Annotated in this window: 13 protein-coding genes and 1 tRNA gene; all 14 read left to right on the top strand. The window is 52.6% G+C overall.

Features of this window, described 5'->3' with window-relative positions:
• On the top strand, window positions 1–457 hold a 457-nt coding region (locus HJG40_RS06150; RefSeq protein WP_264317513.1), incomplete at its 5' end, for an EF-Tu C-terminal domain-related protein.
• 52 nt (window positions 458–509) lie between these two features.
• Window positions 510–585: transfer RNA gene (locus tag HJG40_RS06155), tRNA-Trp, on the top strand.
• A gap of 20 nt (window positions 586–605) precedes the next feature.
• A complete protein-coding gene (gene secE / locus HJG40_RS06160; RefSeq protein WP_010641408.1) occupies window positions 606–956 on the top strand; it encodes a preprotein translocase subunit SecE in 351 nt (116 codons plus the stop codon).
• Window positions 957–1,490 (top strand): transcription termination/antitermination protein NusG, encoded by a 534-nt coding sequence (nusG, locus tag HJG40_RS06165; protein ID WP_215863376.1) that lies wholly within the window; start codon window positions 957–959, stop codon window positions 1,488–1,490.
• Between the two features lie 53 nt (window positions 1,491–1,543).
• Window positions 1,544–1,972 carry a 50S ribosomal protein L11 gene (gene rplK / locus HJG40_RS06170; protein WP_215863377.1) on the top strand — a complete coding sequence of 143 codons (429 nt, stop codon included), beginning with the start codon at window positions 1,544–1,546 and terminating at the stop codon, window positions 1,970–1,972.
• Window positions 1,973–1,975: 3 nt separating this feature from the next.
• Window positions 1,976–2,668: a 50S ribosomal protein L1 gene (gene rplA, locus HJG40_RS06175; protein WP_024895004.1), complete on the top strand. Its 693-nt coding sequence runs from the start codon at window positions 1,976–1,978 to the stop codon at window positions 2,666–2,668.
• A 142-nt stretch (window positions 2,669–2,810) separates the two neighbouring features.
• On the top strand, window positions 2,811–3,332 hold the full coding sequence (gene rplJ / locus HJG40_RS06180) for a 50S ribosomal protein L10 (RefSeq protein ID WP_215863378.1): 522 nt from the start codon (window positions 2,811–2,813) through the stop codon (window positions 3,330–3,332).
• 30 nt (window positions 3,333–3,362) lie between these two features.
• Window positions 3,363–3,749 carry a 50S ribosomal protein L7/L12 gene (gene rplL, locus HJG40_RS06185; RefSeq protein ID WP_024895005.1) on the top strand — a complete coding sequence of 129 codons (387 nt, stop codon included), beginning with the start codon at window positions 3,363–3,365 and terminating at the stop codon, window positions 3,747–3,749.
• A 125-nt stretch (window positions 3,750–3,874) separates the two neighbouring features.
• Entirely contained in the window at window positions 3,875–7,963 is a 4,089-nt protein-coding gene (gene rpoB / locus HJG40_RS06190; RefSeq protein ID WP_215863379.1) for a DNA-directed RNA polymerase subunit beta, read from the top strand.
• Window positions 7,964–7,987: 24 nt separating this feature from the next.
• The gene (gene rpoC, locus HJG40_RS06195; RefSeq protein ID WP_226857247.1) at window positions 7,988–12,154 is read left to right on the top strand and encodes a DNA-directed RNA polymerase subunit beta'; all 4,167 of its coding nucleotides are present in this window, start codon (window positions 7,988–7,990) and stop codon (window positions 12,152–12,154) included.
• Window positions 12,155–12,263: 109 nt separating this feature from the next.
• A complete protein-coding gene (gene rpsL / locus HJG40_RS06200; protein WP_010641426.1) occupies window positions 12,264–12,635 on the top strand; it encodes a 30S ribosomal protein S12 in 372 nt (123 codons plus the stop codon).
• A 26-nt stretch (window positions 12,636–12,661) separates the two neighbouring features.
• Complete coding sequence (gene rpsG, locus HJG40_RS06205; RefSeq protein WP_010641428.1) at window positions 12,662–13,132, top strand: 30S ribosomal protein S7; 471 nt, start codon at window positions 12,662–12,664, stop codon at window positions 13,130–13,132.
• Between the two features lie 32 nt (window positions 13,133–13,164).
• Window positions 13,165–15,264, top strand: a complete 2,100-nt coding sequence (fusA, locus tag HJG40_RS06210) for an elongation factor G (protein WP_215863381.1) — start codon at window positions 13,165–13,167, stop codon at window positions 15,262–15,264.
• A gap of 20 nt (window positions 15,265–15,284) precedes the next feature.
• A partial coding sequence (locus HJG40_RS06215) for a GTP-binding protein (RefSeq protein ID WP_215863382.1) occupies window positions 15,285–15,809 on the top strand: 525 nt, incomplete at its 3' end.

Below are 15,809 nucleotides of genomic sequence, written 5' to 3' on the forward strand. Positions count from 1 at the left end.
TGAAATCATCGGCATCCGCGACACCGCCAAGAGCATTGTGACCGGTGTGGAAATGTTCCGGAAGATTCTGGATCAGGGTCAGGCTGGCGACAACGTCGGTGTACTGCTGCGTGGCACCAAGAAAGATGACGTAGAGCGTGGCCAGGTATTGGCTAAGCCCGGCAGCATCAAGCCGCACACCCGTTTTGAAGCAGAAGTGTACGTCCTGTCAAAAGAAGAAGGCGGACGTCACACCCCGTTTTTCAATGGTTATCGTCCGCAGTTTTACTTCCGGACCACGGACGTAACGGGTGCTGTGGAATTACCGGAAGGCGTAGAGATGGTGATGCCTGGCGACAACGTGTTATTTAAGGTAGCCCTGATTGCCCCGATCGCGATGGAAGAAGGCCTGCGCTTTGCAGTACGTGAAGGCGGCCGTACGGTGGGTGCCGGCGTCGTTTCCAAGGTAGTCGAGTAAGTTAGTTTAGTTGTAAAGTTGAACGGCGGCCTGTCCGCCGTTTGCCGTCTGCAGGGCAGTAGCTCAATTGGTAGAGCAGCGGTCTCCAAAACCGCAGGTTGGGGGTTCGATCCCCTCCTGCCCTGCCATTATTAAAGGTGCGGTGGTCATGTCGGAAAAAGTGAAGCTCTATTTTGCGGCAGGTTTCGCTGCCCTCGGGGTGTTCGCGTATTTTCTGATACCCACGCGTATCGGGACGTATTACCCGAGTGTCGGGTTGGCCGTCGGTCTGCTGATTGCCGCAGGCTTGTTTGCCTATAGTGAAAGCGGAAAGAAGCTTTTGGTATTTTTTCGGGAAGCGTATCTTGAATTGCTGAAAGTCGTCTGGCCAACCCGCCCTGAAGTATTGCGGAGCACTGCCATTATCATAGGGTTGATTGCCGTCATTGCGGCCTTTCTGTGGTTGGTCGATCTGGCACTCCTTGGTGTGGTACGGCTACTACTCGGAGGAGTTGGCTAAATGGCTATGCGTTGGTATGTAGTGCATGCATTCTCGGGTTTTGAGAAAAAAGTTCAGGCAGAAATTCGCGAGCGCGCGCAACGCGAGGGTCTTGGCGATTATTTTGGCGAGATACTGGTGCCTGTGGAAGAAGTCGTGGAAATGCGCAATGGTCAAAAAACCAATTCGCAGCGCATGTTTTATCCGGGCTACGTTCTCGTGCAAATGGAAATGGATGATACCACCTGGCATCTGGTGAAAAGTACACCCAGGGTCACCGGTTTTGTGGGTGGTTCAGTCGGACGTCCGCATCCGCTCAGCGACGCGGAAACCGATGCCATCATGGATCGCATCAAGGAAGGCGTTGAAAAACCGCGTCCCAAATTCAGTTTCGATGCGGGCGAGCAGGTACGGGTCATCGACGGTCCTTTCAAGGACTTCAATGGGGTGGTTGAAGAAGTTAATTTTGAGAAAAGTAAACTGCGGGTATCGGTCACCATATTTGGTCGCTCCACCCCCGTAGAACTGGATTTCGGTCAGGTAGAAAAAGTCTGACGGTTACATGACGAGGGAGCCTGACGGCGTTAGCACCTCACAGGAGCTGAGTAATGGCAAAGAAAATAACTGGTTATATTAAATTACAGGTTAAGGCTACCCAAGCCAATCCGAGTCCGCCTATTGGCCCGGCCTTGGGTCAGCGCGGCCTCAACATCATGGAATTTTGCAAGGCTTTTAATGCCCAGACTCAGGGTGTAGAACCCGGTTTGCCTTTGCCCGTGGTGATTACGGTATTTGCAGACAAAAGTTTTACCTTTGAAGTTAAAACCCCACCGGCTGCCGTGTTGTTGATGAAAGCTGCAGGTTTGCCGAAAGGTAGCGGTCGTCCGAATACTGTAAAGGTTGGTAAGGTGACGGAGGCGCAGGTCGAGGAAATCGCCAAGACCAAAATGCCCGATCTGAATACCGAAAATCTGGAATCGGCCAAACGAAGTGTGCGTGGTACTGCCCGGAGTATGGGCTTGACGGTGGAGGGCTAAAACATGGCTAATAAATCCAAACGGAGTACCGCTGCTCGTGACTTGGTCAATCGCAACCAACGCTATGCCATTGAAGAAGCATTGGAACTGGTCAAAAAAATGGCCACGGCCAAGTTTGATGAATCCGTAGATGTGGCTGTAGGCTTGGGAATTGATCCCCGCAAGTCTGATCAGGTGGTTCGCGGCGCCGTAGTATTGCCCAATGGTACCGGTAAACAAATGCGGGTCGCTGTGTTTGCAACAGCTGACAAGGCTAATGAAGCCCGTGAAGCGGGAGCTGACATTGTTGGCATGGAAGATCTAGCCGAACAGGTCAAGGCCGGTCAGATGGATTTTGACGTGGTCATTGCTACTCCAGATGCGATGCGTATTGTCGGTACTTTGGGCCCAGTTCTGGGACCGCGTGGTTTGATGCCAAACCCCAAAGTGGGTACCGTCACGGCAGATGTGCGTACAGCGGTAGTTAATGCCAAGGGTGGTCAGGTGCGTTACCGTGCCGACAAGGGCGGTATTGTGCATAGCAGTATTGGCAAGTCTTCCTTTGAAGCTAAAGCCCTGCAGGAAAACCTGATGGCGCTGATTGACAGCTTGCGTAAAGCCAAGCCAGCCACCAGCAAGGGCATTTATATTCGTAAAGTCAGTTTATCTCCGACCATGGGTCCTGGGGTCGGCGTAGATCTTTCTGGCTTGGCGTAACAGTTTCTGTCTTCGGGCGGAAAGGTCGGCGTAAGCCGGCGTACAAAGACCGCAGGGGGCGCAAGCCTTAATGTTTTTCCCTGCGTAGGCGACGGCGCGCCAGCCTTTTGGCCGCCTCGGTTAGATAGGAGGTGACATTCACGTGAGTCTCAAACTCGCAGAAAAGGAACAGGTCGTCATCGCCCTTCAAGCCAAAATCGCAGAGGCGCAAGCCACTGTGGTAGCAGAGTATCGTGGTTTGACTGTGGCACAAATGACGGCGTTTCGGGCAGAAGCTCTGAAACAGTCCGTACATGTTCAGGTGGTAAAAAACACGCTGTTGAAGCGAGCCCTGGCGGGCACGCCATTCGCAGTCATGGACTCTTTGTTGAAGGGACCCCTGGTATTTGCGGTAGCAGAAGATCCGGTGGCATTAGCCAAAATTTTTACGGATTTCGCCAAGCGTTTTGACAAGCTGGTGATTACCGGTGGTGTATTGAGTGGCAAGCAGATTGATGCTGCGGCTATTGCCCAATTGAGCAAAATGCCGTCACGTGAAGAGTTGCTGTCAAAGTTGCTCGGTACCATGCAGGCACCCGTATCCGGTTTCGTACGCACCCTCAACGAGGTTCCGAGTCGTTTTGTTCGGGTCCTTGCAGCAGTTCGCGATCAACGCGCTGCCTAACTCAAAATTAATGATGAAGGAGTTGTAAAAATGGCATTGTCCAAAGCTGAAATTTTAGACGCTATTGCAGGTATGACGGTTCTTGAACTTTCCGAACTGATCAAGGAAATGGAAGAAAAATTTGGTGTATCTGCAGCCGCAGTGGCAGTTGCCGCCCCTGCCGGTGGTGCTGCTGGTGGTGATGGAGCCGCTGCAGCAGAAGAACAAACTGAATTTGATGTCATTCTGACCAGTGCTGGTGCCAACAAGGTGAACACCATCAAGGTGGTGCGTGCCATTACCGGTCTTGGCCTGAAAGAAGCCAAGGATCTGGTCGACGGCGCGCCCAAGGCTGTGAAAGAAGGTGTCGCTAAGGCTGAGGCCGAAAGCGTCAAGGCCCAACTCGTCGAGGCTGGTGCCGAGGCGGAGATCAAGTAATCTGTTGTACACGTATTAAGCAGTTTATCTGGCTGGCAACAAATACGGTTGCCAGCCCCTTCATCGTTTGTGGAAAGCAGCTTTGAATCTTTTCCCTAACCTTGCGGTCGTCGCGCGGAGCATCCATGGCCTACTCTTTTACTGAAAAGAAACGGATTCGTAAAGACTTTGGCAAAAGCCAGAGCATTCTCGCAGTGCCATATCTGCTGGCTACGCAGATGGATTCTTATCGAGAGTTCCTCCAGGAGTCAGCGGCTCCGGCGGCGCGCAAGGAAACAGGGCTAGAGGCGGTTTTCCGCTCGATTTTTCCAATGGAAAGCTACTCCGGCAATGCCATGCTGGATTATGTTTCCTATCGTCTGGAAAAACCGGCTTTTGATGTAGTGGAATGTCGTCAGCGCGGTCTGACCTTTAATGCCGGCCTACGCGTACGGTTGCGCCTGGCGGTCATGGAAAAGGATGACAGTACCGGCGCCAAGCGGGTCAAGGATGTGAAAGAACAGGACGTTTACATGGGGGAAATACCGCTCATGACTGAACACGGTTCTTTTGTCATCAACGGAACCGAGCGCATTATTGTTTCACAGCTGCACCGTTCACCGGGCGTATTTTTTGACCATGATCGGGGTAAAACCCATTCTTCGGGCAAACTGTTATTTAATGCCCGCATTATTCCTTATCGTGGTTCATGGCTGGATTTTGAATTTGATCCAAAGGACCATGTTTACGCACGTATAGATCGGCGTCGTAAATTGCCGGCAACTACTTTGCTGCGAGCGCTGGGTTATGGTACGGAAGACATTCTTGAAATGTTTTTTGAAACCGATACCTTCCATATTCTGGATGGTGAACTGCATTATGACTTGATTCCCCAGCGTCTGCAGGGGGAAATTGCCAGTTTTGACATTGTTAATCCGGCAACGGGTGAAGTCATTGTTGCGACTGGCAAACGCATTACTGCGCGTCACATCAAAGTTCTGGCCGAAATTCCGGGACTCCAGCAGCTGCCCGTACCGGATGTGTTCGTCCTGGGGAAAGTGGTGGCCAAGGACGTCGTCAATCCGGAAACTGGTGAAGTACTGCTGGCAGTCAATGAACCCATTACCGGGGAAGTGCTCGATGTGATGCGCAAGGGACCTTCTTTGTCCCTGCACACCCTGTACATCAATGAAATAGATCGGGGTCCTTATATTTCCGAGACGCTGCGCATTGATACTTCCCGTGATGCCCATGAAGCGCAGATGGAAATTTATCGTTTAATGCGTCCGGGCGAGCCGCCGACCAAGGATGCTGCCCAGAATCTTTTCCAAGGCCTGTTTTTCAGCCCGGATCGGTATGACCTGTCGGGTGTGGGGCGGATGAAGTTCAATCGTCGCGTTGGGCGTGAAGAAATAACGGGCCCAGGGGTGTTGAGCAGCGAGGATATTCTGGCCGTGCTCAAGGTGCTGGTATCCCTGCGCAACGGTATCGGTGAAATTGACGATATTGATCATCTCGGTAACCGTCGCGTGCGTTCTGTAGGTGAGCTGATGGAGAATCAGTTCCGCTTGGGACTGGTGCGTGTTGAACGGGCGGTCAAAGATCGTCTGGCCCTTGCCGAAAGCGAAGGGTTGACGCCTCAGGATCTGATTAATGCCAAGCCGATTGCGGCGGTGGTTAATGAGTTCTTTGGCTCCAGTCAGCTTTCCCAGTTTATGGATCAGACCAATCCGCTTTCCGAGGTCACCCACAAGCGTCGTGTTTCCGCTCTGGGACCGGGGGGCTTGACCCGTGAACGAGCTGGTTTTGAAGTGCGTGACGTGCATCCGACCCACTATGGCCGGATCTGCCCGATTGAAACGCCGGAAGGCCCTAATATCGGTTTGATCAACAGCTTGGCCTGCTATGCCCGGACCAACGACTACGGCTTTCTCGAAACACCCTATCGGCGTGTGGTAGATCGCCGTGCAACGGATGAAATCGAATACCTCTCGGCCATTGAAGAAGGTAATTATGTGATCGCCCAGGCGAACTCGGTCCTGGATGATGATGGCCTGCTGGTAGAAGAACTCATCTCCTGCCGTCATAAAAACGAGACGACTCTGGCTAATCGGGATCAGGTGCAGTTTATGGATATTTCTCCCCGCCAGATTGTTTCGGTGGCGGCGAGCATGATTCCGTTCCTGGAGCACGATGACGCCAACCGCGCATTGATGGGTTCCAACATGCAACGCCAGGCGGTTCCGACCATTCGTTCAGATGCACCCATGGTCGGCACAGGCATGGAAAGGGTAGTAGCAATTGATTCCGGTGCGGCAGTTGTAGCGCGGCGCGGTGGTGTGGTTGATATTGTCGATGGTGCTCGTATTGTTATTCGGGTGAATGATGAAGAGACATTAGCCGAAGAACCCGGTGTAGATATTTACAATTTGGTCAAGTATGCCCGTTCCAACCAGAATACGACCTTGAATCAGCGTCCAGTAGTCAAAGTCGGTGATGTGGTCAGCCGTGGAGATGTTTTAGCGGACGGGCCCAGCACAGAAATGGGTGAGCTGGCTTTGGGTCAGAACATGCTGGTGGCTTTCATGCCCTGGAATGGTTACAACTTTGAAGACTCCATTCTGATTTCTGAACGCGTGGTGGCAGAAGATCGTTATACTACCATCCACATCGAAGAGTTCTCGGTATTCGCCCGTGATACCAAACTCGGGCCGGAAGAAATCACGCGAGATATTCCCAATGTGGCTGAAGGCGCTCTGCGTCATCTGGATGAATCCGGTATTGTCGTCATCGGTGCAGAACTGGCCCCCGGGGACATTTTGGTAGGTAAAGTGACCCCCAAGGGTGAGACCCAGCTGACCCCCGAAGAAAAACTGTTACGTGCCATTTTCGGAGAGAAGGCTTCGGACGTGAAAGATAATTCCATGCGCATGCCCGCAGGGATGTATGGAACGGTTATCGACGTCCAGGTGTTTACCCGCGATGGTATTGACAAGGACGCGCGCGCCAAGTCTATCGAAGAACACGAGCTGACCCGGATTCGTAAGGATCTGAATGATCAGTACCGTATTGTTGAAGAAGACAGTTATCAGCGTATTGAACGCCAGTTGACGGGTAAGGTGGCTGAAGGCGGACCTAACGGACTTGCTGCCGGTAATAAGGTGACCAAGGCGTATCTGAAAGATCTGCCCCGCGCGCAATGGTTTGAAATTCGGTTGCGTTCGGATGAAGGGAATGACGCCTTGGAACAAATCCGTGCCCAGTTGGAAGAACAGCGCCAACGTCTGGATGCGGTGCTTGAAGAAAAACGGCGCAAGCTCACCCAGGGCGATGATCTGAGCCCCGGTGTCCTGAAAATGGTCAAGGTGCATGTGGCCATCAAGCGTCATCTGCAACCGGGCGACAAAATGGCTGGCCGTCACGGTAACAAGGGTGTGGTATCCAAAATTGTTCCCGTAGAAGATATGCCGCATCTGGCTGATGGGACCTCGGTGGATATTGTCCTCAATCCTTTGGGTGTGCCGTCGCGTATGAACGTGGGTCAGATTCTGGAAACCCATCTGGGATGGGCGGCCAAAGGGTTAGGTAAAAAAATTGCCGGGATGCTCGAAAGTGATCTGGCGATGAAGGAAATGCGTGCCTTCCTGGCGCAAATCTATAATCGGGCTGGCAAGAAAGAAGACCTCGATAGCCTGACGGATGAGGAAATCCGCGAGCTGGCGCGGAACCTGCGCGGTGGCGTACCGATGGCGACGCCCGTATTTGACGGTGCTGCTGAAGAAGAAATCCGCGATATGCTGGAGCTGGCAGGGTTGCCGCGCAGTGGTCAGGTCACCCTGTACGATGGTCGTAGTGGCGAAGCCTTTGATCGTCCTGTGACGGTGGGTTACCTCTATATGCTCAAGCTGCACCATCTGGTCGATGACAAAATGCATGCCCGATCCACCGGACCGTACAGTCTGGTCACCCAGCAACCGCTGGGGGGTAAGGCCCAGTTTGGTGGCCAGCGCTTCGGTGAAATGGAAGTCTGGGCCTTGGAGGCGTATGGAGCTGCTTATACATTGCAGGAAATGCTGACTGTTAAGTCTGATGACGTCAGTGGCCGCAGTAAAATGTATGAGTCCATTGTCAAAGGTGATTTCCGTATGGATGCCGGAATGCCGGAATCTTTCAACGTGCTGTTGAAAGAACTGCGTTCGCTGGGTATCGACATTGAATTGGAACAGTCCAAGTAATATTTCCGCCCCGGGCGGGCAAGGATGGATGCGTTGAAAGACTTACTGAAGCTCTTTAAACAAAACGATCAGCAAGAAGAATTTGATGCCATACGGATAGGCATTGCCTCTCCGGACAAGGTGCGTTCCTGGTCATTTGGTGAAGTAAAAAAGCCTGAGACCATTAACTATCGTACTTTCAAGCCCGAGCGCGAAGGTTTGTTCTGTGCCAAGATTTTCGGTCCCATCAAGGACTATGAATGTCTTTGTGGTAAGTACAAACGTCTCAAACATCGCGGCGTGGTCTGCGAAAAATGTGGTGTGGAAGTCACCCAGGCGCGCGTGCGTCGTGAGCGCATGGGTCACATTGAACTTGCCAGTCCGGTAGCGCATATCTGGTTCCTTAAGTCCTTGCCCAGTCGTATGGGCATGATTCTTGATATGCCATTACGGGATATTGAGCGGGTTCTGTATTTTGAGGCCTATGTAGTCGTGGATCCCGGTGTGACCGCGCTGGAACGGGGTCTGATCATGAGTGAAGACCAATACCTGGATGCCCTCGAAGAACATGGTGACGAATTTGTCGCCAAGATGGGTGCAGAGGGTATTCGCGATCTGCTGCGCGGCATTCCGCTGGTTCAGGAAATTGAACGCATCCGTAACGAACTGCGTGAAAGTAACTCAGACACCAAAACCAAAAAACTGAGCAAGCGTCTGAAAATTCTCGAAGGTTTCGAATCTTCGGGGAATCGTCCGGAATGGATGATCATGGAAGTTTTGCCGGTGCTGCCCCCCGATCTGCGTCCTCTGGTGCCATTGGATGGCGGTCGTTTTGCGACTTCGGATCTCAACGATTTGTATCGTCGCGTTATTAACCGCAACAACCGTCTGAAGCGCCTGTTGGAACTGAAAGCGCCGGATATTATCGTGCGCAACGAAAAACGCATGTTGCAGGAAGCGGTTGATGCCCTTCTGGATAATGGTCGTCGTGGTCGCGCTATTTCTGGTCCCAACAAGCGTCCGCTCAAATCTTTGGCGGATATGATCAAGGGTAAACAGGGGCGTTTCCGTCAAAATCTGCTGGGTAAGCGGGTCGATTACTCTGGCCGTTCGGTTATTGTGGTCGGTCCAGAGTTACGTCTGCATCAGTGCGGTCTTCCCAAGAAAATGGCGCTGGAGTTGTTCAAACCCTTTATTTTTAACAAGTTGGAAGAGCGTGGTTTGGCGACGACCATCAAGGCGGCCAAACGCCTGGTAGAGCAGGAAAAACCTGAGGTTTGGGATATTCTCGAAGAAGTTATTCGCGAACATCCGGTCATGCTGAACCGCGCCCCGACCCTGCACCGTCTGGGCATCCAGGCGTTTGAGCCGGTATTGATCGAGGGCAAAGCCATTCAGCTGCATCCGCTGGTTTGTGCGGCCTACAACGCCGACTTTGACGGGGACCAGATGGCGGTCCACGTACCGCTGTCGTTGGAAGCCCAGCTCGAAGCCCGGACATTAATGATGTCTACCAATAACATTCTCAGTCCTGCCAATGGTGATCCGGTCATCGTGCCGTCACAGGATATTGTACTGGGACTATATTATGTCAGTCAGGAGCGTGCTGATGCCAAGGGTACTGGCGGCATGTATTCTGATATTCGCGAAGTACGTCGGGCTTATGAAACCGGTCAGGTGGGACTCCATGCCCGTATCACGGTCCGTTTCCGTGGCGAGCGTCTTGAAACTACCGCCGGACGCGCCCTGCTCGGTGATATTTTGCCCGAAGGCCTGCCCTTTAGTGTCATCAACCGGGTGCTCAAGAAAAAGGTCATCGGCGAACTGATCAACACGTGTTACCGCACCCTGGGAATCAAGGATACGGTCATTTTTGCGGATCAGCTGATGTATACCGGCTTCCGTATGGCGACCCGCGCGGGCATTTCTTTCGGTGCTGGCGATATGGTAACCCCGCAGGAGAAAGAAGGCATTCTCAGCCGTTCCGAGGACGAGGTGAAAGCCATTCAGGCCCAATATACTTCGGGTCTGGTCACTGAGGGTGAACGCTACAATAAAGTCGTCGATATCTGGTCAAGAGCCACTGACGAAGTGGCGAAAGCCATGATGGATCGGGTCAGCAAGGAGACCGTTGAACTTCCCGATGGCACCAGTGTGCAACAGGATTCGTTCAATTCCATCTTCATGATGGCAGATTCCGGAGCGCGTGGTTCTGCTGCGCAAATTCGTCAGTTGGCCGGTATGCGCGGTCTGATGGCCAAACCGGATGGCTCCATCATCGAAACGCCCATTACCGCCAACTTCCGTGAAGGACTCAACGTTCTCCAGTACTTCATCTCGACCCACGGCGCACGTAAGGGATTGGCAGATACGGCACTGAAAACCGCAAACTCCGGTTATTTAACCCGCAGACTGGTGGACGTGACCCAGGATCTGGTGGTGGTTGAGCACGATTGTGGATCGGAAGAAGGCCTGCCCATGACCTCGCTGGTAGAAGGAGGCGAAGTCATCGAGCCCTTGCGCGATCGGGTGCTCGGTCGGGTGCTTTCCGAAGATCTACTGCATCCTAATACCGGGGATATTGTTATTGCACGCAATACCATGTTGGCGGAGCAGCATTTGGGCCAGCTCGACGAACTCGGTGTGGATGCATTGAAAGTACGTTCACCACTCACCTGTCATTCACGGCACGGGGTTTGTGCCCTGTGTTATGGACGTGATCTGGCCCGAGGCCATCTGGTAAACGCCGGTGAAGCAGTTGGTGTCATCGCTGCGCAATCCATCGGCGAACCGGGTACCCAGTTGACCATGCGGACTTTCCATATTGGTGGTGCCGCCAGTCGTTCTGCTGCGCAAAGCAGTCTGGATGTGAAGCAGGGTGGCGTATTCCATTACCAGTCGAATTTGCGCATTGTGACGCACTCCAGTGGTCGTCACGTCGTTGTCGGTCGTAATGGTGAAGTCACCGTGACGGACGAACAGGGTCGTGAAAAAGAACGTTACAAGATGCCTTATGGCGCAACATTGCTCGTCAATGATAATGCTGCGGTGACGGCCGGTATGCGGGTTGCTGAATGGGATCCGCATACACGCCCGATTGTCAGCGAAGTAGGCGGCAGAATATCGCTGAAAGATGCTGTTGAAGGCGCCAGTGTCGCTATTCAGACGGATGAAATAACTGGTCTGTCGACCTTGATGGTCATTGACACGAAACAGCGTCCTCCGCAGGGTCGGGATCTGCGTCCGGTTATTGGTATCCTTGATGAAAAGGGTCAGGATCTCAAGTTGCCGGGGACCGACTTGCCAGCACGTTATTTCCTGCCAGCCAGGGCGATTATTGCGGTACAGGAAGGGATGGAGATATTCCCGGGCGACATTTTGGCTCGTCTGCCCGCCGGTACCACGAAAACCCGCGATATTACCGGTGGTTTGCCGCGTGTGGCCGAATTGTTTGAAGCCCGTCGCCCCAAGGATTTTGCGATTATTGCCGAGCACGAAGGTATTGTCGGCTTTGGCAAGGATACCAAGGGTAAGCAGCGTCTCATCATTACCGACGAAAATGCTGAACAGCATGAGTATCTCATTCCCAAGGGCCGTCACGTTACGGTGTACGAAGGGGAGCGCGTTGTTCCTGGTGAACAATTAGTAGAAGGGCAACCAGTACCCCATGACATCTTGCGGGTGTTGGGTGTCCAGGCGCTCGCCAATTACATTGTCGACGAGGTGCAGGACGTCTATCGCTTACAGGGCGTGCGCATTAACGACAAACACATTGAAGTCATTCTGCGCCAGATGTTGCGGCGGGTAGAGGTGACTTCCAGTGGGGATGGAACCTTTATTACTGGTGACCAGGTGGATCGGGCCCGGGTTGAAGATGAAAATATTCAGTTGGAGCGGGATGGTAAGGAACCGGCGCGCTTTACGCTAATGCTGCTCGGTATTACCAAGGCCAGCTTGTCCACCGAGTCCTTTATTTCAGCGGCGAGTTTCCAGGAAACCACACGTGTTCTGACCGAAGCAGCGGTGTCAGGAAAGCTGGATGACCTGCGTGGCCTCAAGGAAAATGTCATCGTCGGTCGTCTGGTTCCCGCTGGAACCGGTCTTGCCTACCATGAGCATCGCCGTCGTCTGAATCGAGGTGAAGTGTTGGCAACTGGTGGGGAATCATCATCTGTTGCTGCAGAAGCTTTGCTGAACAGCGAAAATCCGTAATTTTGTAAGCTATGTCCGAGGTTTGCCTTGACAGTCAGGGCAAGCCTCACTAGAATGCGCCCTCTCATCGGTGAGGCTGGGTGCCATCATCGTACTCTGGAGATTGTAAATGCCCACATTAAATCAACTCGTGCGCAAGCCACGTAAGCGGCCTGTCGCCAAAAGTAAGGTGCCAGCCCTGGACGCAAATCCACAAAAACGTGGAGTTTGTACCCGTGTTTACACCACGACGCCTAAAAAGCCGAACTCGGCATTGCGTAAGGTCGCCCGTGTGCGTCTCACGAATGGTTTTGAGGTAAGTAGCTATATTCCTGGTGAAGGCCATAACCTGCAGGAGCACTCGGTCGTACTCATCCGGGGTGGTCGTGTCAAGGATTTGCCCGGCGTTCGTTATCATATTGTGCGTGGTACCCTGGATACCGCTGGCGTGAAAAACCGCAAGCAGTCCCGCTCCAAGTACGGCGCCAAGCGTCCCAAATAAGCAAAGATTGAAGGAGTTGTTGCGCCATGCCCAGACGTCGTGAAGTCCCCAAGCGGATTGTTCTCCCGGATCCCAAGTACAAAGAAGAAGTCATCGCCAAATTTGCGAATGTCATGATGCGTGACGGCAAAAAAAGCACGGCGGAAAAAATTGTCTACGGTGCCCTTGAAATGGTTGCGGAGCGCAGTAAAAGTGATGCTCTGGAAGTATTTCGCAAGGCTATTGACAATGTCCGTCCGGTCGTCGAAGTCAAAAGTCGTCGCGTCGGCGGTGCCACTTATCAGGTGCCGGTAGAAATTCGTTCCGACCGGAGAATGGCGTTAGCCATGCGCTGGCTGCGTGATTCAGCGCGCAAGCGCAATGAAAAATCCATGGGCAACCGTCTCGCCGCCGAGATTCTTGAGGCAGCAGAAAATCGTGGAAACGCAGTTCGCAAGCGTGAAGAAACCCATCGTATGGCAGAAGCCAACAAGGCCTTTGCGCATTTCCGTTGGTAATTGACCGGCCTCTCACCCAAAAGGACTAAACTGTGGCTCGCACGACCCCCATTGAACGTTATCGCAATATCGGCATTATGGCGCATATTGATGCCGGCAAAACGACTACCACTGAACGTATCTTATTTTACACAGGCGTGTCGCATAAGATCGGTGAAGTGCATGAGGGTACTGCCGTCATGGACTGGATGGCTCAGGAGCAAGAACGCGGCATAACTATTACCTCTGCCGCAACGACCTGTTTCTGGAAAGGTATGGATGGACTGCGTGCGGAACATCGCATCAACATTATTGATACCCCCGGACACGTAGACTTCACCATTGAAGTGGAGCGTTCGTTGCGCGTCCTGGATGGTGCTATGGCAGTTTTTTGTGCAGTGGGCGGTGTCCAGCCCCAGTCCGAAACAGTGTGGCGTCAGGCTAACAAATATAAGGTCCCGCGCATTGCTTTTGTGAACAAAATGGATCGTCAGGGTGCGAACTTCAAGCGAGTTGTCGAGCAGATTGCGACCAAGTTGAAAGGGAACCCCGTTCCGATCCAATTGCCCATTGGTGAAGAAGACCGTTTCAGTGGTGTTATCGACCTGATGAAAATGAAGTCCATCAATTGGGACGATGCCCTTCAAGGGACGCGCTTTACTGAAGAAGAAATTCCTGCAGATCTGCGTGAAGAAGCCGAAGCCGCCCGTCACTTCATGGTAGAAGCCATTGCTGACGCGGATGAAGAAGTCATGATGAAATATCTGGAAGGAGAAGAAATCTCCATCCCCGAGCTTCAGGCAGCTTTGCGCAAGGCGACCATTGCTGGCGTAACGGTTCCAGTTCTTTGCGGCAGTGCTTTCAAAAACAAAGGGGTTCAGGCTGCATTAGATGCGGTTTTAGATTATTTGCCTTCACCGGTAGATATTGAGGCAGTAGTTGGCACGGATCCCGATTCAGGCGCGCAAATTGTGCGTTCTGCGGATGATGAAGAACCATTTTCTGCATTGGCATTCAAAATTGCTACTGATCCATTTGTTGGGCAATTGACCTTCTTCCGGGTGTACTCAGGTGTTTTGACCGCTGGTTCCACGGTGTTGAATCCGGGCCGCAATCAAAAAGAACGTATTGGTCGTGTACTCCAGATGCATGCCAATGAGCGCCATGAAATCAAGGAAGTTTTAGCTGGGGATATAGCTGCTGCGGTAGGTTTGAAAACTGCCTATACCGGTGACACCCTCTGTGATCTCAATAAATCCATTTCGCTTGAGCAGATGGAATTTCCAGAGCCGGTCATTCATGTTGCAGTCGAGCCCAAAACTAAGGCTGATCAGGAAAAAATGGGCATTGCTCTGGGTAAATTGGCTCAGGAAGATCCCTCATTCCGGGTACGCACTGATCAGGAATCTGGACAGACGATTATTTCCGGTATGGGCGAGCTTCATCTTGAAATTATTGTAGATCGTATGAAGCGCGAGTTTAACGTCGAAGCCACTGTGGGTGCGCCTCAGGTGGCTTATCGTGAAACAATCCGCAAGACCGTAGAAGCTGAAGGTAAGTTTGTGCGCCAGTCGGGTGGTCGCGGTCAGTACGGTCATGTCTGGTTGCGTCTGGAACCTTTGGAACCAGGAACCGGATTCAGTTTTGAAAATGGTGTGGTTGGCGGTACGGTCCCCAAAGAATTTATAGGACCTACGCAAAAAGGTGTTGAAGAAGCCCTCGAAAATGGTATTATCGCCGGCTTCCCGGTAGTGGACGTCAAGGTGACTATTTTTGACGGTTCTTATCATGACGTCGACTCATCGGAAGCTGCATTTAAAATAGCAGGGTCCATGGGTTTCAAAGCCGGAGCAGCAAAAGCCAATCCAGTGCTGTTGGAGCCTATTTTTGCAGTGGAAGTGGTGACCCCGGAAGAATACATGGGTGATATCATCGGTGACATCAATAGTCGTCGCGGCATGATGCAGGGTATGGAAGACGAAGCCGGAGCCAAGGTCATTCGTTGTGAAGTGCCGCTGTCGGAAATGTTTGGTTATGCAACGACGGTTCGTTCATTGTCACAAGGACGTGCCACCTACACCATGCAGTTTGAGAAGTATATGGAAGTCCCCGGCCATGTGGCCGAGGCCATTGTCAAGAAAAGTCAGCGCTAGTCGTAACGGGAGAGTTCAAGATGTCCAAAGGGAAATTTGAGCGGACGAAGCCGCATGTAAACGTGGGAACGATTGGTCACGTGGACCATGGGAAGACCACATTAACGGCGGCGCTGACGAAGGTGCTGTCGACGAAGTTTGGTGGAGAAGTACGAGCCTATGATCAGATTGACAACGCGCCGGAAGAACGGGCACGTGGCATCACGATCGCAACCTCACACGTAGAGTATGAGACGGAAGCCCGTCACTACGCCCACGTGGACTGCCCCGGACACGCCGACTACGTCAAGAACATGATCACCGGAGCGGCGCAGATGGATGGCGCCATTCTGGTCTGTTCAGCAGCAGACGGCCCCATGCCGCAGACGCGTGAACACATTCTGCTGGCCCGTCAGGTAGGCGTACCTTACATTGTCGTGTTCCTGAACAAGGCCGACATGGTAGATGACGCCGAACTGCTTGAACTCGTCGAAATGGAAGTCCGCGAACTGCTGTCCAAGTATGATTTCCCGGGAGACGATATTCCGGTCATTATTGGTTCAGCC

The organism is Acidithiobacillus concretivorus (assembly GCF_018853445.1).
Lineage (GTDB): Bacteria > Pseudomonadota > Gammaproteobacteria > Acidithiobacillales > Acidithiobacillaceae > Acidithiobacillus > Acidithiobacillus concretivorus.

What these genes read in the sequence shown, in the direction of transcription:
- secE (WP_010641408.1), top strand. Translation starts at nt 606, where the DNA reads ATGTCGGAAAAAGTGAAGCTCTATTTTGCGGCAGGTTTCGCTGCCCTC.
- rpsG (WP_010641428.1), top strand. Translation starts at nt 12,662, where the DNA reads ATGCCCAGACGTCGTGAAGTCCCCAAGCGGATTGTTCTCCCGGATCCC.
- rplK (WP_215863377.1), top strand. Translation starts at nt 1,544, where the DNA reads ATGGCAAAGAAAATAACTGGTTATATTAAATTACAGGTTAAGGCTACC.
- nusG (WP_215863376.1), top strand. Translation starts at nt 957, where the DNA reads ATGGCTATGCGTTGGTATGTAGTGCATGCATTCTCGGGTTTTGAGAAA.
- rplL (WP_024895005.1), top strand. Translation starts at nt 3,363, where the DNA reads ATGGCATTGTCCAAAGCTGAAATTTTAGACGCTATTGCAGGTATGACG.
- rpoC (WP_226857247.1), top strand. Translation starts at nt 7,988, where the DNA reads ATGGATGCGTTGAAAGACTTACTGAAGCTCTTTAAACAAAACGATCAG.
- rpsL (WP_010641426.1), top strand. Translation starts at nt 12,264, where the DNA reads ATGCCCACATTAAATCAACTCGTGCGCAAGCCACGTAAGCGGCCTGTC.
- rplA (WP_024895004.1), top strand. Translation starts at nt 1,976, where the DNA reads ATGGCTAATAAATCCAAACGGAGTACCGCTGCTCGTGACTTGGTCAAT.
- rpoB (WP_215863379.1), top strand. Translation starts at nt 3,875, where the DNA reads ATGGCCTACTCTTTTACTGAAAAGAAACGGATTCGTAAAGACTTTGGC.